This window comes from Psychrobacter sp. H29 (assembly GCF_059073055.1).
This window is the reverse complement of sequence record NZ_JCACRY010000001.1, coordinates 714,238-730,867: the sequence shown is the minus strand read 5'-3', so window position 1 is coordinate 730,867 and position 16,630 is coordinate 714,238. Positions and strand designations below refer to the sequence as shown.

At 44.4% G+C, this 16,630-nt stretch carries 17 protein-coding genes; 12 read left to right on the top strand and 5 right to left on the bottom strand.

From position 1 onward, the window contains the following. The first annotated feature begins 127 nt into the window (after nucleotides 1–127). Nucleotides 128–1,234: an alanine racemase gene (gene alr, locus AC5JP1_RS02975; protein ID WP_493843064.1), complete on the top strand. Its 1,107-nt coding sequence runs from the start codon at nucleotides 128–130 to the stop codon at nucleotides 1,232–1,234. Between the two features lie 213 nt (nucleotides 1,235–1,447). Further along, a complete protein-coding gene (argF, locus tag AC5JP1_RS02970) occupies nucleotides 1,448–2,371 on the top strand; it encodes an ornithine carbamoyltransferase (protein WP_493843063.1) in 924 nt (307 codons plus the stop codon). Nucleotides 2,372–2,508: 137 nt separating this feature from the next. Here the strand turns inward: argF and rpiA are convergent, their stop codons facing one another. After that, on the bottom strand, nucleotides 2,509–3,168 hold the full coding sequence (rpiA, locus tag AC5JP1_RS02965) for a ribose-5-phosphate isomerase RpiA (RefSeq protein WP_493843062.1): 660 nt from the start codon (nucleotides 3,166–3,168) through the stop codon (nucleotides 2,509–2,511). Nucleotides 3,169–3,453: 285 nt separating this feature from the next. On the opposite strand from rpiA, the gene ilvA reads away from it, so the two are divergent. From ilvA to AC5JP1_RS02930, 7 genes are all read left to right on the top strand, one after another. Then, a complete protein-coding gene (gene ilvA / locus AC5JP1_RS02960; RefSeq protein ID WP_493843061.1) occupies nucleotides 3,454–5,007 on the top strand; it encodes a threonine ammonia-lyase, biosynthetic in 1,554 nt (517 codons plus the stop codon). Between the two features lie 229 nt (nucleotides 5,008–5,236). Next, on the top strand, nucleotides 5,237–5,665 hold the full coding sequence (locus AC5JP1_RS02955; protein ID WP_493843060.1) for an RNA-binding S4 domain-containing protein: 429 nt from the start codon (nucleotides 5,237–5,239) through the stop codon (nucleotides 5,663–5,665). A 205-nt stretch (nucleotides 5,666–5,870) separates the two neighbouring features. After that, nucleotides 5,871–6,368, top strand: a complete 498-nt coding sequence (locus AC5JP1_RS02950) for a low molecular weight protein-tyrosine-phosphatase (protein ID WP_493843059.1) — start codon at nucleotides 5,871–5,873, stop codon at nucleotides 6,366–6,368. A gap of 201 nt (nucleotides 6,369–6,569) precedes the next feature. After that, nucleotides 6,570–7,610, top strand: a complete 1,041-nt coding sequence (gene murB / locus AC5JP1_RS02945; protein WP_493844420.1) for a UDP-N-acetylmuramate dehydrogenase — start codon at nucleotides 6,570–6,572, stop codon at nucleotides 7,608–7,610. Between the two features lie 127 nt (nucleotides 7,611–7,737). Continuing rightward, a complete protein-coding gene (locus AC5JP1_RS02940; RefSeq protein ID WP_493843058.1) occupies nucleotides 7,738–8,388 on the top strand; it encodes a YdcF family protein in 651 nt (216 codons plus the stop codon). A 125-nt stretch (nucleotides 8,389–8,513) separates the two neighbouring features. Next, nucleotides 8,514–8,786, top strand: a complete 273-nt coding sequence (gene ccoS / locus AC5JP1_RS02935; protein ID WP_319051934.1) for a cbb3-type cytochrome oxidase assembly protein CcoS — start codon at nucleotides 8,514–8,516, stop codon at nucleotides 8,784–8,786. An 86-nt stretch (nucleotides 8,787–8,872) separates the two neighbouring features. Continuing rightward, a complete protein-coding gene (locus tag AC5JP1_RS02930; protein ID WP_493843057.1) occupies nucleotides 8,873–9,751 on the top strand; it encodes a sulfite exporter TauE/SafE family protein in 879 nt (292 codons plus the stop codon). Nucleotides 9,752–9,954: 203 nt separating this feature from the next. On the opposite strand, the gene AC5JP1_RS02925 is transcribed toward AC5JP1_RS02930, so the two are convergent. Both AC5JP1_RS02925 and AC5JP1_RS02920 read right to left on the bottom strand, forming a co-directional pair. Continuing rightward, nucleotides 9,955–11,109, bottom strand: a complete 1,155-nt coding sequence (locus AC5JP1_RS02925) for a DEAD/DEAH box helicase (protein ID WP_443527150.1) — start codon at nucleotides 11,107–11,109, stop codon at nucleotides 9,955–9,957. 277 nt (nucleotides 11,110–11,386) lie between these two features. Next, nucleotides 11,387–11,602, bottom strand: a complete 216-nt coding sequence (locus AC5JP1_RS02920) for a cold-shock protein (protein ID WP_319051931.1) — start codon at nucleotides 11,600–11,602, stop codon at nucleotides 11,387–11,389. A gap of 416 nt (nucleotides 11,603–12,018) precedes the next feature. On the opposite strand from AC5JP1_RS02920, the gene aroQ reads away from it, so the two are divergent. Further along, complete coding sequence (aroQ, locus tag AC5JP1_RS02915) at nucleotides 12,019–12,555, top strand: type II 3-dehydroquinate dehydratase (protein ID WP_493843056.1); 537 nt, start codon at nucleotides 12,019–12,021, stop codon at nucleotides 12,553–12,555. Nucleotides 12,556–12,694: 139 nt separating this feature from the next. Next, entirely contained in the window at nucleotides 12,695–13,996 is a 1,302-nt protein-coding gene (locus AC5JP1_RS02910) for an ABC1 kinase family protein (RefSeq protein WP_493843055.1), read from the top strand. 53 nt (nucleotides 13,997–14,049) lie between these two features. Here the strand turns inward: AC5JP1_RS02910 and AC5JP1_RS02905 are convergent, their stop codons facing one another. Next, entirely contained in the window at nucleotides 14,050–14,880 is an 831-nt protein-coding gene (locus AC5JP1_RS02905) for an ion transporter (protein ID WP_319051928.1), read from the bottom strand. Nucleotides 14,881–15,197: 317 nt separating this feature from the next. Here AC5JP1_RS02905 and AC5JP1_RS02900 point away from each other — a divergent pair, with 317 nt between their 5' ends. Further along, the gene (locus tag AC5JP1_RS02900) at nucleotides 15,198–15,947 is read left to right on the top strand and encodes a YebC/PmpR family DNA-binding transcriptional regulator (RefSeq protein ID WP_493843054.1); all 750 of its coding nucleotides are present in this window, start codon (nucleotides 15,198–15,200) and stop codon (nucleotides 15,945–15,947) included. A gap of 75 nt (nucleotides 15,948–16,022) precedes the next feature. On the opposite strand, the gene AC5JP1_RS02895 is transcribed toward AC5JP1_RS02900, so the two are convergent. Further along, nucleotides 16,023–16,595, bottom strand: a complete 573-nt coding sequence (locus AC5JP1_RS02895; protein WP_493843053.1) for a methylated-DNA--[protein]-cysteine S-methyltransferase — start codon at nucleotides 16,593–16,595, stop codon at nucleotides 16,023–16,025. Nucleotides 16,596–16,630 lie beyond the last annotated feature (35 nt).

Here is a 16,630-nt window from a genome sequence, read left to right as displayed (position 1 = left end):
GCTCAGTTGCAGTCTAACAAATAGTGTTTAATATTTAGTGTTCAACAACATGGCCAGTGCCGCATCAGCCCAATTGATGCAGCACTGGCTTTATCACTTCATAATTCTACTCATAAAGAAGGCGATTATGCGCACCATCACGATAAAACCAAAAGCCATCACTCATAACCTTAACGAAGTAAAAAAGCGAGCACCGCAGTCCAAAGTATTGGCCATGGTCAAATCCAACGCGTATGGTCATGGTGTGGCGGCTGTTTTACCAGCACTACAGCAAGCGGATGGCGTTGGGGTTGCAACTTTGACTGAAGCACTAGAAGTCAGACAGCTAGGCTGGAACAAAACAATCGGTCTCGTAGAAGGTGCCTTTAGCGCTGATGAATGGCAGCAAGCGATTGAGCATGATATTAGCTGCGTGATTCATCATGGACCACAGTTAGAATGGGCACTACGAAATGTCCCGCCAGCCAATAGTGCAACCAACGTGGTTTGGCTCAAATACAATACGGGTATGAATCGCCTAGGTTTTAATGCCGAGGGCGTACTGTCTGCAGCAAAGCGTCTACATGAGGCGGGATATCAGCTGATACTGGCCACGCATTTTGCCAATGCTGATGACCATGACCATCCATTAAATGCCATGCAAATCGAGCGTTTCTCAAGTATGCTGGCGACTCTAAAAGACACCATTAGTCCAGAAATCCAAGGCTCATTGTGCAATTCTGCTGGCATCGTTAACTTCTCAGAGCACCACTATGACTGGGTCCGTCCCGGTATTATCCTATATGGTAGCTCGCCTGTGACAGATAAGAGTGCGCAGACTTTAGATTTACAGCCAGCAATGGATTTCAGTGCGCAAATCATGGCACTACAGACGGTCTATGCTAATGACGCTATCGGCTATGGCAGCCGCTGGCAAGCACAGCAAGATACCCGAACGGCACTCGTTAGCGTCGGTTACGGGGACGGCTATCCACGTGTGGTCAATGACGGCGCTTATGTCACAGTCATCGATGCTAATAGCAATCAGAGCTACCGCTGTCCTGTAGTTGGGCGTGTAGCAATGGATATGATTGTCGTAGACGTCAGCAAAGCACCAGAAAGTCTGGCTCTGGACAGTATCGTTACCCTCTGGGGCGATACGCCACGTGTCGATGAGGTCGCGGGACATGCTGGTACGATTAGCTATGAGCTGCTATGCCGCCTGAGCATACGCCCGAATCGTATACAGGCATAATGATCAGAACATGTTTGAGTTTGATAATTTTTTGGCTTACCGAATCATTTTTAGTCTAGCTTGCAGGCTATTTAATCTTGGTAAAATTGCACGTTTACATTGAAAGTAAATACGCTATACTAAAAGTTTGTTGTCAACCCAGTATACGCCCTGATGCGATACTATTGAACCCTGATGACGTTTCACTGACTGCGATCGACTGCTAGGATTACTATGAGTTTGCGCCATTTTTTAACTTTATCTGATTTAACCAAACAAGAACTAGAAAACCTGATCAAACGTGCAAGCGAATTGCGTAAGATGCAACATGCAGGCGAGATATATCAGCCTTTTGTTGGTCGTACGCTTGGTATGATCTTTGAAAAATCTTCTACCCGCACCCGTATTTCTTTTGAAACGGGTATGGGGCAATTTGGCGGTAACGCTATATTTTTGTCACCCAATGATACTCAGCTCGGTCGCGGCGAGCCACTAGAAGACTCCGCTCGCGTGATTTCTAGCATGGTTGATATCATTATGATTCGTACCTTTGGTCACGAAAAAGTAGAAACCTTTGCTGAATATTCAAGCGTACCTATTATCAATGCATTGACCGATGACTACCATCCTTGTCAATTGCTCGCTGATATGCAGACGTATTATGAACATCGCGGCAGTATCGAAAACAAAATCGTCACTTGGGTCGGTGATGGCAACAATATGTGCTCATCATTCATGCAAGCGGCTAATCAGTTTGGTTTTGAGCTGCGCGTGGCAGCGCCTTATGGATTTGAGCCTGATCCAAAGCTTATGGAGCGTTTCTCACACTGTGTGAGCTTGGTAGAAAACGTCCAAGATGCGGCAAAAGACTCTAACCTCATTGTCACCGATGTATGGGCAAGTATGGGGCAAGAGTCAGAACAAAACACCCGTGCACGTCGTTTCGCCCCTTATCAAGTGACGCCGTCTCTACTGGACAAAGCCGACCCTGAAGTGGTGTTTATGCATTGCTTGCCCGCCCATCGCGGCGAAGAGATTTCACATGACATGCTAAACGATCCGCGCTCTGTCGTCTGGGATGAGGCCGAAAACCGTCTACACGCGCAAAAAGCATTGATGGAATTCTTGTTAAAAGACAAAATCAAACTAACTGCCTAGCCTAGGCCAGCCTGTAAAAAGCTAGTAAGGTAAATAATAAGATAAGTTATTAATACGTTCAAAAATAAAAAAGCCGTCCAGATTTGGACGGCTTTTCTATTTGAATAAAAGCTTGAGATTATATTCTTAAGACTGTATTAGCGTGTAAGTGTCGTCACGCCATTTGCCCCAGCTTTTAATAGCACATCCGCTTGATTGGCCGCAAAGATACCATTACAAACCACACCTACGATATTATTCAGCTCTTTTTCTAGCGCGATTGGATTACTGACATCCAAGTCATACGTGTCTAAGATAACGTTACCATAATCGGTGACAAAGTCTTCACGGTATACAGGCTCACCGCCCAATTTGGCTAATTGACGTGCGACATAAGAGCGAGCTTGTGGCAGTACTTCAATCGGTACTGGAAACGCGCGACCCAAGATCTCAACGCTTTTGCTCTCATCGACCATACACACAAACTTGTTAGAAGCTGCCGCGACGATCTTTTCGCGAGTCAGCGCACCGCCGCCGCCTTTGATAAGTTGCAAATGTTCATTAACCTCATCAGCGCCATCGATATAAATGTCTAACGTACCAGAAAAATTTAAATCGACGATTTCGATACCAAGCGCACGCAGCTTATCTTCTGTTACCTGTGAGCTGGCAACCGCGCCAGCAAGCTTTAGTTGCGGCAATAACTCAATCAAACAGTTGACCGTACTCCCTGTCCCTACCCCAAGTATCATATCGTCTTCGATATAGCTTAGGGCAGCGCGGGCCGCGGCTTGCTTTTGTGCTTGCTGATCACTCATCATAAATCCTTGGAAAATAAACGTATGGTCTTAAAAGAAGTAAAATGCGCGGCTATTATAACCGATGCTATTAACGGATGTTAGCGCAATCCTAATTCTAATGTATTGTCGTGCATTTTAGTCATGTGGTTTGATCATAGCTTACAGGTGTTGATCACACAGCTCTACGTCATACCTATTCGGGCATGAAACCCTAAGAAAACTGCAATTGAGTCTTGCAAGATACTCAAAATCAGCATAGGCTAATCTATTTCATTTTTATATTCATTCTGTTTAGGGATTACTATGCTGTCACACTGGGTACGAGCCATACTACAAGCCACCGTCTATGACGTTGCTATTCAAACACCACTTGAAACGGCGCCCAAGCTGACCCAACGTTTTACCAACGACATTCGTTTCAAACGTGAAGATTTGCAGCCCGTTAAATCATTCAAATTACGCGGTGCTTACAACCGTATTAGTCAATTAAGCGACGAGCAAAAAGCGCGCGGCGTCATCTGTGCTTCAGCAGGCAACCATGCACAAGGCGTGGCTTACTCTGCACGTAAACTGTCGCTAAACAATATCATTGTTATGCCAACCACTACCCCTGATATCAAAGTAGATGCCGTCAGAGCACTGGGCGGCAATGTGGACCTGCATGGTGATAGCTTCGATCAGGCAAACCGTTATGCGATTGATCGCGCTGAGCGTGAAGGACTCACCTTTATACCGCCTTATGATGATGAGTTGGTAATCGCAGGACAAGGCACTATCGGTCTTGAGCTGACCCAGCAGTGGCGCAATATGGATTATGTATTTGTTGCCGTCGGTGGCGGCGGTCTGATCTCAGGTGTTGCCGCATTTTTGGGAGAAGTGGCGCCACACGTCAAAGTCATCGCAGTAGAGGCTGAACAGTCAGCGTGCCTAAAAGCAGCACTGGAAACAGGTGAGCGCGTCAAACTTGAGCAAGTCGGACTGTTCGTTGATGGTGTGGCAGTCGCACAGATTGGTGAGTTGCCTTTTGACGTTGTGCGTACGCAAAAGAGCGATAACTCAGGTCCCATCGTTGAACCTGAAGTCATCACTTGTACCAATGATGAAGTCTGCGCCGCTGTCAAAGACATCTTTGAAGAAAATCGCAGCATCGTTGAACCTGCTGGCGCACTGTCAGTCGCTGGTATGAAAAAATATATCGAAGCCAATAACATCCAAGACAAAAACTGCGTCGGTATCATCTGCGGCGCCAATATGAATTTTGACCGTCTACGTTATATCGCTGAACGTACTGAGATTGGTGAGAAAAAGGAAGCTATCTTTGGGGTCACTATTCCTGAAACAACGGGTGCTTTCTTAAACTTCTGCCGCAGCCTACATGGTCGCAATATCACTGAGTTTAACTACCGTGCTGACAGCAAAAAATCACCAGACTCTATGGAACCTGCCTCTATATTTGTTGGTATTGCGCTAAAAGAGGGCGAAAAAGAGCGTCAAACCATCAGTGGCCAGCTGGCAGACGATGGTTATATCGCTCATGATCTGACCGATGATGATATTGCCAAGTCACATATTCGTCACTTGATTGGTGGTCATGCCAAGGTCGAAAACGAACAATTACTACAAGTAATATTTCCAGAACGACCGGGTGCACTGCTTACTTTCTTAGAAAAACTGGGTGATGACTTCAATATCACGCTTTTCCATTATCGCAATCATGGTGCTGCTGAAGGTCGTGTATTGGTCGGACTGCAAGCATCCGAGGGTAACTCACGCCAGCTACAAGATGCTCTCTTGGATATTGGTTACGACTGTACGACGGTCAATGACAACATTGGCTATCAACTATTCTTGAGATAATGCGTTCATGAAGTGACCCTCTAAGATTACTTTCCTCAAATGATTTACAAAAAGCGACCTTTCATATGATTGGTCGCTTTTTGCATTGTGATATTTAATCCTGAGTATCGTAATCATAGTTATAACCATAACCATAAAAATCAATTTTATAAAACCAAAGTCATAAATGCCCATTTGCAAATATCAAAGTTGCCCTAATATTATTTAATATAAAAACAAATGCAAAAGGATGATTATGAAGAAAAACACCGATACTAATAGTCAAGCTCTGGTCAAAATTCGTCTAGATAAATGGCTGTGGGCCGCAAGATTTTATCGTACCCGCACGCTCGCCAAGCAAGCGATTGAAAGCGGACGCGTACACTACGGTGGTAGTCGCGTAAAAACCAGCAAGGAGATTTCGGTGGGCGATGAGCTAACCATTCGCCAAGGTTCAGCGACCGCTATGACCGAAAAGACCGTCGTCGTCGAGGCGCTATCTGCACAGCGCGGTAACGCTAGCGCAGCTGAGGTACTCTATTCGGAGACCAAGGAGAGCGAGACGCGGCGCGCCTATTATGCTGAGCAGCGTAAACTTGCCAACCTCGCTCGCCCTGATAACAAACCCAATAAAAAAGAACGCCGTGATTTACAACGCTTTAAAAATAATCAGGATTGATATACGGTCACACCCATATTAGCTGCTTCCATAAACATAGACATACAGCCATTCTTTAATGACGCTATTGTCTAGTCTCTACCCTTGCCATTCAAGGTATTAAGCGTTACGCTAGTAGCTGATTTAATCAATGACATGCTAATAAAAGTCGCATTAATAATGCTAGACTCTTATAGCATGTTTTTTTGTTATAGAAGGTCATATTATGCTGATGAAAGCCTGTACTCCCTCTTCCATACTACTGGTTTGTTTGGGAAATATTTGTCGTTCACCCACCGCTGAGGAAGTTTTTCGTCAGCAAGCGGCCATTGCTGGGTTATCGATAAAAATAGACTCAGCAGGCACCAGTGACTCACATGTCGGTGATACGCCCGATGCACGTTCACAGCGCCATGCCAAATCTCATGGCTATAAAATCAATAAATTAGTGGCTCGCCAAGTTAGTGCCACTGACTTTCGAGATTTTGAGTTAATTTTGGCAATGGACTCACAGAATTTGGCTGACTTGCAAGCTATTAAAGACGGTATCACAGAGACAACGGACGACTTGGGCAAATTAGCACTATTCAGCGAAGAAGATCCTACCTATTGTGGCAGCGATGTGCCAGATCCTTATAAAGGGGAAAGTGATGACTTCGAAGAAGTAATCGAGCGCATCGAATCAAGCGCACAAGCTTGGATCGAGAGTTGGAAAGCCTGCTAGTCATAAAGTCTGTATTTCTACGACTTTTGCATGCGCTATCCTTTATAATGAACAGTTTGTCATTTGTTATTTATTTGCCATATAGGCTATGTTATGACCCAAGCTCTACGCCTTGATCTCGACGCTCAAACCACAACCACAACTGATTGCGCAGTGAGCGTACTGTCCAATCGTTCAGTTGATTTGTCCCATAGCAATACAATGGCACTGGCATGCGCGGCTGATTTTGCAGTGACGTTGACAGATGAGGCGCAGCTTGATGACTTTATGGCATCTAGTACCGAGGCTACGGCAGATGATCTTTCACTATTTGTGTTGTCTGGCGGTAGTAATGTCTTATTACCAGCATCGTTAAATGCGGTGGTCTTGCAGCCAAATATGCGCGGTATTCATGTGACTGCTCAAACCAAGCATTATGTAGATATTGAGGTAATGGCTGGTGAAAACTGGCATGATCTAGTTGTATATACAGTCAATCAAGGCTGGTATGGGCTAGAAAACCTTGCACTGATACCAGGTCTGACTGGTGCAGCACCAGTACAGAATATCGGTGCTTATGGGGTGCAGCTAGAAGACCGCTTACAGTATGTACGTGCGTATCATTTACCCAGCAAAACGTGGCACAATCTATCGACTACCGACTGCGATTTTGGCTACCGTGACAGTATTTTTAAGCGTGCGCCAAATACGTGGCTAATTAGCCGTGTGGGGTTTAGACTACATACCGACCCAACCAATACTCTAGCCAGCTATGGCGATGTCCAAACCGTGGCGCAGCGCTATGCTGAGCAGCAAGATCGCAAGCATCCTACTCCTATTGATGTGATGCAAGCGATTATAGAGATTCGTCAGCAGAAACTGCCAGACCCCAAACAGCTGCCAAATTGTGGTAGTTTTTTTCAAAACCCTATCATTGATCAATCTCAATTTATAGCACTGCAAGCAACCTATCCTGCTATCGTTGGTTACCCAATGCCCGATGCTATGGTCAAAGTTGCTGCAGGTTGGCTCATCGAGCAAGCAGGTCTAAAAGGTGGCGGTATCACGCCTATTTTTACGCATAAGCAGCAAGCACTTGTACTGACCAATCATGCCCCTTACCAGGCAACGCAAGCAGATGTGGCAACCGCCCAGCACTACATCGCTAAGCTTGTATATGAAAAGTTTGCTATTCAGCTATCACGTGAGCCAGTTTGGGTAAATGCTGATGGCTCGATTGGACACGCTGAGCATGTGGTTTAAACAATCATGGTCTAAACGCTTGTGGCGAAACTATTTACGTTCAGCTGAACGAATGCTCAAGCTGTTTCGCATCATTAATATTACTTTTATACTAGGCTCGACGTCTATTATTTTAGTATTGATTAGTTTGTTCACCCCCCTATTTTCGCAAGCGGTTGTTTACGTCTTTGCACTGCTACCCCTACCCAAGATACCGCCTATCGCTACAAGCTCCCCGCCTACTGCTTACGTGGTGCTAGGTGGTGGCCTAACCAATGACAATAACAATCAAATCATTCTCAATCGCTATAGCCTGAATCGTGCACGCACTGCTGCAGGCGCTTATCACGATCTTCCTTTACCTATAGTACTCAGTGGTGCTGAAGCGCCTTGGCTCGGACAGTGGCTGATTGAGCATGGTATCGATGGGCTAATAAGTGAAAACGCCAGTATGAATACTTGTGAAAATGCACGCTTTACGGCCAAACGGATTCCGCTACATCACGTTTATCTTATTACCGATAGCTATCATATGGCACGTGCCCGCAGGCAATTCGCTTTGAATGGCATCAACAGCACACCGCTAAGCGCGCCATTGCCAGTTAAGCGCGACTGGATGAAACCTGCACAAAACCTTACTCACTCACGGCGCGCAGTCTATGAAGTCGCCGCCTACCTGCGTGATGTGATACGGCCACAGATGGACTGTCGCCTCGCCGATGATGTGACTTCGCAGCAGTTGATGACGCCAAGAGGTCGTCCGACAAAAGAGTCTGATGAAATGAAGCCTGATGAATAAGTCTCGACACGGTCATATTGCTGGCTTGCTACTGTCTAAGAGCTTGCACCAATCACTACGGATCATCCCATACCTCTGAGATGGGTGTATAATAATAAAAGACACTGCTATTTAAGAGATTCGCCATGCTCAGTATATTTTTATTAATTCCGCTAAGTCTTATGCTGTTTGTGGTTGCTATTTGGGCAGTGCGTTATGCGGTAAAATCAAATCAGTTTGAAGATTTGGACAATGCATCACAGCGTATCATATTAGATGACCGTCAAGAGCGCAGGCAAACCATGCATGCTCATGATCACTCAACGCAGCCTCAAACATCTGAGGAGCCAATAGCGTTAGATGACAATGTTGACACAGACGGGGTTCATTCTAATAGAGATACAAGCCCAAAAAACTAAACTTCATTCATACATTATGATGATCTTTCGTTAGACCATAACCGTGCCTGTAGACACAGCATGTATAACTTTTAGGAGAGGTGTCCATGACTATAGCTTTACTTGTTGCAGCGTTGCTGATGGGGTTTTTTGGCTCGCCGCATTGTTTGGGTATGTGTGGCGGCCTTGTGACAGCATTCGGTCTGTCTATGAAAGACGTTAGCCCCACCAAACGCCGCGCTTTGGTTGCCACCTATCATCTTGGGCGTCTGACCAGTTACGCTTTGCTGGGTTTGGTCGCAGGCTTTATTGGTATTACCTTGTTAGAGCCGCTAATGAAAGGCAATAGCATGCCGCGTATCTTACTGGGCATGATACTCGTTTTTGTCGGTGCGACCATGCTAGGCGCACCATTTTTGACCAAGCTTGAACGTTTTGGTATGCGTTTTTGGCAGTACTTAAGCCCGCTTCGTCAAAAGGTATTTCCACTCAATACATTTCCGCGAGCACTCACTGCTGGTCTGCTATGGGGATTTTTGCCTTGTGGCTTAGTGTATGGTGCTCTACTGATTGCTGTGGTCGCTCACAATCCACTAAGCGGAGCGGCATTAATGTTCGTGTTCGGCTTAGGGACCATACCGATGCTGGTGGCAACGCATGAAACCGTCGGCTGGTTACGTGACAAGATTGGTCGTTTTCGTCTAAGACAGCTAAACGGCGCGATAATGGTGCTCTCAGGGTTGGCGGTGGCTGTCGTCCCTATCGCTATGACAAGTATGCATGGCGGACACGGAGGTGGTCATGCACAAATGGATCATGGTAGCCACTCTACTATGATGTCTGAGACAGACATCCATGACATGAGTCAAATGGATCACGATATGTCCAATATGGATCATAGTATGCATGATATGGATATGGAGCACGATCCAGACATGGGGCATAATACGGATGATGACACTGCGTCTATGCATCATGCCCATTGATTTTACATCTGTATCAGAATGATATTTGATTGCATTATTTGCATAAATAGCTATTAGTCGTTATGTAAAAGCAATCGCATAAAAAGCCCTCGATATCTGCGTGATATCGAGGGCTTTTATTTTGCATTAGGCTTATTTTTCATTAGGTTTATTTCTAACGCTACTTATTTTTAATGATCTAAGTAGTTTTCAACTCATAGCAACTATTCTTGCCACTGTTCAAGCGAAAATTTAGTCTCTAAATGCTTCTCTAGTGCTGGTATGTTAAACGCATCATCTTCGCTAACAAAGCTGATACTAATACCAGTTTGTCCAGCACGGCCAGTACGACCAATACGATGCACGTAATCATCTGGCTGATCAGGTAAGGTATAGTTGACCACGTGACTGACATCATCAACATGTATACCGCGCCCTGCAACATCCGTTGCTACTAGAATGGAAGCATGACCATCCTTAAAACGCTGCAAATATTTCTCACGTTTTTGCTGAATCACATCACCTGACAACATAACAATCTTATGGTCTTGACGCAGTTTGTGATAAAGACGCTTAACTTGGTCTTTACGATTGGCAAACACAATGACTTTTTCAACAGTTTTATCGCTGATAATACGCTTTAGGGCTTCTAACTTCTGATCTTCTGTCAATAAGTAAAAATGCTGATCAACCAACTCGCTGGTCTTGTGCTCTGGTTCGATTTCAACGAACTGTGGCTCATGTAACCAGCGATAGGCTAAGTTCATGACATCTTGGTTAAAAGTGGCAGAAAACAGTAAGCTTTGACGATCAGTATTAGCCGGCATACGGCCTACTAGGCGTTTGATATCAGGAATAAAACCCATATCTAGCATACGGTCTGCTTCATCTAGTACCAACACCTCTACTCGGTCAAGATAGACCATGCCTTTATTGGCAAGATCAATCAGACGACCTGGCGTTGCTACCAAAATATCAACGTATTGACGCTCAAGCTCATGCTGCTGAGTTTCGTAGTTCGTACCGCCCATAATACAAACACTATGCAGTGACGTGTACTTGGTCAATGCTATACAGTCATCAAATATTTGCTGAGCAAGCTCACGTGTCGGCGCCATAACCACTGCACGTGGCTCACCCAAATAGCGCTCTTCATCGGTAGTAAAGGGACGCTTGAGTAACGCCTCCATAATGGTCAGCAGAAATGTTGCTGTCTTACCTGTACCCGTCTGCGCCTGTCCGATAGCGTCTTGATTTGCTAGTGTATGCGGTAGGATTTTTGCTTGGATAGGGGTTAGTTCCGTAAAACCCAAATCACTTACTGCACGCAAAGTCGCGGTTGAAAGCGGCAAATCAGTGAACGTTGTAAAATTACTCAAAAAAATATCCTTTTAAATTTATTGATTGTATCTCACCAATCACAAGTCAGCTCACGATAAATCTCTATGCTGCTACAAGCGTGACCAGTAATGATAGCCACGTTGTCTCTATAAATAACTGTCAGACATATAGGCACAAAAAAAGCCAAGCCCGACACCTGACCTACCAAATATGCTGCCGTTAACTCAACATGGTAAGACAAGATGGGCTTGACTCAGTAGTATATCAGTAGTTCGTACAGACCTTATAACTAAACCGTTTAAATGTCTGAATAGATTACTCTTCTAACTTTCTGACTTCTTCAGCTTGAAGGCCTTTATCACCTTCTACCACACTGAACTCAACTTTTTCGCCATCCTTCAAAGAACGATAACCATCACCCTGAATCGCGCGGAAATGGACAAAAATATCTTCTCCGCTGTCACGTTGAATGAAACCAAAGCCTTTTGAGTCATTAAACCACTTAACGATACCTTGCTCACGAGCTGACATAATATTACTTCCTAAAAAAGTCCGCTTAGCCCCAAATTCCTTTGCAACATTGCATATAAACGGGGTCTAAGATTATGAAATCAAAAACTTAAGAGTACTGCTCTCACTACAGTCATCTTTGTATTGCTTGTACAAAAAACAGTTTTTTTGAACAACCTATCCTTTGTACTCACGACTGTAACAAACTTGCAATGTTTATTGCATAAAAAATATCATAGCACGGGTTTTTAGCAACATAAAGACTTTTAACACGCTTTTTAATACCTAATTTAATTTTTTATATAATTTTTTTATAACCCGTTCAGCAAGCTGTTATGATAAATGGATAGCGTCAATCAGCTTATACAAGCTTATTACGTAGAAACTTTCCCATTGCAATAGATCATTCACATTTTTCAATAGCGACAGAGAGTATTATGACGTCCTCCTCTTCATCTCTTAAATCTCAAAAAACGGCTTACCAAGATACTAACCAGACACTTACCCGTAGACTGCTATTGGTTAATGGTGTCAATTTAAACTTACTGGGCAAGCGTGAACCTGAGATTTATGGTTATATGACATTAGCAGATATCGAGCAACGCCTGGTTGAGCGGGCAGCCAAATATGGTGTTACGCTGGTGTGCATACAGTCAAATCATGAAGGCGATCTGGTGGATCAGATCCAACATCATGGCTTACTCACAGACAAAACTGACCAAGTCGATGCAGTGATTATCAATCCTGCTGCATTTACCCACACTTCTGTAGCCATACGTGATGCGCTATTGGCCACACAAAAACCATTTATAGAAGTGCATTTGTCAAACGTGCATGCGCGTGAGCCTTTTAGGCATCATTCTTATCTGAGTGATGTTGCTGTGGGTGTGATTTGTGGTTTGGGTCATATGGGCTATGAGATGGCACTCGACTATTGGCTACGCACTATTTATGCAGATCAGATAAACACTTAATGTGCTGCTCGTTGTTTATCGATCTCTTTATGTATACTGTCAATCTCTTCTTATCTTTCACACAGTAGTCAAACAGTAATTGTCTGATGAAAATAATAGAATTACAGCTGAGCACACAACCCACTATATGGTGATATGAATGGCAAAAACGTCCGGAAAGCGCTTTATGAAACTCGCTGGTATGACAGCAAGCATCGCCGGTAAAGCCGCTAAAAACTCATTTAAGCACCTCTCAAGCGATGAAGAAAAGCGACTGCAAGCTCGTTCAGACTTGATGCAAGATGTGGGTGTTCAGATTGCCGAAACTTTAGGTGAGATGAAAGGTGCGGTGATGAAAGTAGGACAGATTGCCTCACAATACAAAGATGTGTTTCCACCTGAGGTTGCCACTGCTCTAGAAAAGCTCCAAAAAGATGCCCCGCCAATGCCCTATGCGCAGATACGTGCGCAAGTCGAACGTGAACTCAACGCGCCTATGCCAGAGTTATTCAGTGAGTTTGACGAGACGCCATTTGCCGCAGCATCTATCGGACAAGTGCATAAGGCCGTTTTGAGCTCTGGTCAAAGAGTGGTGGTCAAAGTCCAGTATCCTGATGTTGATGAAAACTGTGATAGTGATCTCAAACAAGTTCGCATGGCGCTAAAAATTGCCGGCGTACTCAATATGAGCAAGCAATTACAAGAGCAGCTTTTTAATGAGATTCGCCAAAGCCTACACGATGAGCTTGACTACGTTAAGGAAGCACATAACTTACGTGTGTTTGGTGCTTTTCATGCAGACGATGAAGGACTTATCATTCCTAAGGTTATCAGTAGCCATTCTTCCAGACGGATTTTGACTTTGACAGAAGAGATGGGAGAAACACTGACGGTTGCCGCAACGTGGGACAATGATATAAAACAAAAAATAGCCGAGCGTTTGTTTCACTTTACCGCAGGACAGCTATTTGGCTTGTACCGCATGCATTGTGACCCACATCCAGGTAACTTCGCCTTTCGTCATGACGGTAGCGTAGTTGCCTATGATTTTGGCGGTATTCGTAGCTATAGCGATAGCGAAGTCCAACTGTTCCGTCGTTTCGCAAGACATGCTATCAAAGGCGATGTGACCGCACTCGAGCAAGACCTTGTCGCTCTAGATATTCGCCGTGAAGATGACAAAAACATCCCCGGTGAGTTCTATGAAAAATGGCTATCGATTGGCCTAAAACCTTTATCCATTAGCCCTTATCAAGAAGGTGCCTTTGATTTTGGCAGCAGTCAGATACATCATGATGCTATTGCCCAAATGCGCACGTCATTGAAATACTTTGGACAGTTTCAGCCTTCCGCCACAACGATGATGTTGGATCGTACCATATCAGGACAGTATTGGAACTTGGTCAATCTAGATGTCGAAATCGACCTATCACCACTCGTTGACGAATACATTGAAGCCTAATGAATCAGCTTAACGGGCGCTACCACACTGGTTACTGGCTACAAAATTGCTCACTAAATATGTAACGCATGACCACAGCGATCGCAAAAGTCTGCGCCTACGGCATGTCCAAATTTACCGCAGTTGGGGCAAGTCACTGGATTGAGCTGTGGACGCATATTACGAGCAAGCTCAGAGGTAAAGATACCTGTCGGTACCGCAATAATCGAATAACCTGTGATCATGACCATGGTTGCGATTGCCTGCCCTAGCGGTGTCTTGGGCGACATATCACCATACCCAACTGTCGTCATCGTGACGACTGCCCAGTAGATAGACAGTGGGATACTGGTGAACCCATTCTCAGGCCCTTCTACCACGTAAATAATGGAACCAAAGATAGTCACAAGCAGTACAAGTGATAAGAAAAATACCGTAATTTTCTGTTGACTGGTCCTTAGTGCAGAGGCCAAAAAACCAGCCTGTTGCATGTATGCTTTGAGCTTGAGTACACGGAATATACGTAAAATACGCAATACTCGTATCACCAGTAGATACTGTACGCCCACAAACATCAAACTCAAATAACTCGGCAATACAGACAGTAAATCCACTATACCAAAGAAACTAAACGCATAGCGTAAGCGGTTGGGTGCTGAGAACAGTCTTAGCACATACTCAATGGTAAACAGAATAGTAAAAAACCACTCCGCATAAAAAAACAAGGTGCCATATTGCAAGCGCATATACAGCACACTATCAAGCATGACAACAGCAACACTGGCCAAAATCGCAATCAGCAAAACAATATCAAAAAGCTTACCCGAGCGGGTATCTGTCCCTTCGATGATGATGTGTATGCGGTTACGCAAGTGTGTCAGAGCTTCGGCAGTGGGTTGCTTCATAGAATCAGTACTTTATAAAATCAATGGCTTGATAGCACTCAATGATTTAAAATGTGATGGATAAGGGCAAGTTGGTCAAGACGGCTAAAACTGGTTTATAATATCGCTCACTTATCATAGTGAGTACAATCTATAAGTTGCCACAGTGTAGCAAAAAAGCACCTTTAACAACATACAAATCGTTAACGTGCTAGTAGCGCTACTACCTCAAGCAGACAAAGTAATGATAGTATGGAATCAGACAATCACATACTAAAGAGTGCAACTATAATTCTTTTTACCCACAAAAAATAATACGTAGAATCTAAGGATGTTATATGGCAGGCCATTCAAAATGGGCAAATATTAAACACCGCAAAGCCCGTCAGGATGCAGTAAGAGGCAAGATATTTACCAAAGTTATCCGTGAAATCGTCTCAGCAGCCAAACAAGGTGATCCTGATCCTGATAAAAACCCACGCTTGCGTGCCGTTATCGAAAAAGCCCTATCGGTCAACATGACTCGTGACACGATCAACCGTGCTGTCGACCGTGGTACAGGCGGCGGCGATAACGAAAATATGGAAGAAGTCAGCTACGAAGGCTACGGTGTTGGCGGTGTGGCGGTACTTGTCGAGACCATGACTGACAACCTCAATCGTACGGTAAGTGAAGTCCGTCACGCTTTTACCAAATGTGATGGCAATCTTGGTACATCAGGCTCAGTGGCTTACCTGTTTACCAAACGCGGTGAGATCACTTTCAATGATGTAAGCTTAGAGGATGAGGTGATGTTAGTAGCACTAGATGCTGGCGCCGTTGATATCGAAAACGATGGCGAGAGTTTGCTTGTCATTACTGAATGGGAAAGTTTCGGTAAAGTCCAAGATGCTCTAAATGCGGCTGGTCTTGTTTCTGATAATGCTGAGGTGACTATGTCGCCATCTACCACGGCTGAGATCGATAATGTCGATGATGCTGAAAAGATCATAAAAATGATTGATATGTTAGAAGATGCCGATGATGTGCAAGAAGTTTATACTAACGTGAATTTCTCTGCTGATGTCATGGCGCAGCTTGAGGCATAATCTGATTAGCAGTCTAAAAAAAGGGCCAAATACTGATGTGTTTGGCCCTTTTTTCTATGGAAAAAATAAATAAAACTACTTTTTATACCATGCATTTTCAAGCGCTAGCAAATATTCCTTTTTATCCAGCCCGCCTGTATAGCCACCAAGCTTGCCATCGCTCGCAATGACACGATGACAAGGAACGATGATACTAAAAGGATTCTTACCGTTAGCCTGCGCGACCGCACGGAATCCCTTTGGACTGTTGACACGCTGGGCGAGTGTGGCATAGCTAATGGTTTTGCCATACTCAATACCCTGCAGTGCCTGCCATACTCTTTGCTGAAACTCAGTACCCATAGAAAAATCCAAAGGTAAATCCAGTGTCTTACGCTTACCAGCAGCGTAATCTTTGAGTTGGGATATCGTTTCTATTAACAACGCTTGAGCAGGTTCACTCATGCTTAGGCTATTACTATCTATAAAGGTGAAATCGTCATCTGACATACCGTAATACTTTTTGATTTTAGGGACAGATTTTGAGCTATGCCATGAGTTACCTGCCAGCAGCCAGTTGGCTTCAACGAGCACAGGCTTACCATTCTCATTGACACGAGCAATCAGTGTGAATCGATGTAACCCAACAGTTGCAGTAGTAACGATCATGGCGTCTACTTCCCTATTCTTTTAAAAATAATTTA

What these genes read in the sequence shown, in the direction of transcription:
- alr (WP_493843064.1), top strand. Translation starts at nt 128, where the DNA reads ATGCGCACCATCACGATAAAACCAAAAGCCATCACTCATAACCTTAAC.
- argF (WP_493843063.1), top strand. Translation starts at nt 1,448, where the DNA reads ATGAGTTTGCGCCATTTTTTAACTTTATCTGATTTAACCAAACAAGAA.
- rpiA (WP_493843062.1), bottom strand. Translation starts at nt 3,168, where the DNA reads ATGAGTGATCAGCAAGCACAAAAGCAAGCCGCGGCCCGCGCTGCCCTA.
- ilvA (WP_493843061.1), top strand. Translation starts at nt 3,454, where the DNA reads ATGCTGTCACACTGGGTACGAGCCATACTACAAGCCACCGTCTATGAC.
- AC5JP1_RS02955 (WP_493843060.1), top strand. Translation starts at nt 5,237, where the DNA reads ATGATTATGAAGAAAAACACCGATACTAATAGTCAAGCTCTGGTCAAA.
- AC5JP1_RS02950 (WP_493843059.1), top strand. Translation starts at nt 5,871, where the DNA reads ATGCTGATGAAAGCCTGTACTCCCTCTTCCATACTACTGGTTTGTTTG.
- murB (WP_493844420.1), top strand. Translation starts at nt 6,570, where the DNA reads ATGGCACTGGCATGCGCGGCTGATTTTGCAGTGACGTTGACAGATGAG.
- ccoS (WP_319051934.1), top strand. Translation starts at nt 8,514, where the DNA reads ATGCTCAGTATATTTTTATTAATTCCGCTAAGTCTTATGCTGTTTGTG.
- AC5JP1_RS02930 (WP_493843057.1), top strand. Translation starts at nt 8,873, where the DNA reads ATGACTATAGCTTTACTTGTTGCAGCGTTGCTGATGGGGTTTTTTGGC.
- AC5JP1_RS02920 (WP_319051931.1), bottom strand. Translation starts at nt 11,602, where the DNA reads ATGTCAGCTCGTGAGCAAGGTATCGTTAAGTGGTTTAATGACTCAAAA.
- aroQ (WP_493843056.1), top strand. Translation starts at nt 12,019, where the DNA reads ATGACGTCCTCCTCTTCATCTCTTAAATCTCAAAAAACGGCTTACCAA.
- AC5JP1_RS02910 (WP_493843055.1), top strand. Translation starts at nt 12,695, where the DNA reads ATGGCAAAAACGTCCGGAAAGCGCTTTATGAAACTCGCTGGTATGACA.
- AC5JP1_RS02905 (WP_319051928.1), bottom strand. Translation starts at nt 14,880, where the DNA reads ATGAAGCAACCCACTGCCGAAGCTCTGACACACTTGCGTAACCGCATA.
- AC5JP1_RS02900 (WP_493843054.1), top strand. Translation starts at nt 15,198, where the DNA reads ATGGCAGGCCATTCAAAATGGGCAAATATTAAACACCGCAAAGCCCGT.
- AC5JP1_RS02895 (WP_493843053.1), bottom strand. Translation starts at nt 16,595, where the DNA reads ATGATCGTTACTACTGCAACTGTTGGGTTACATCGATTCACACTGATT.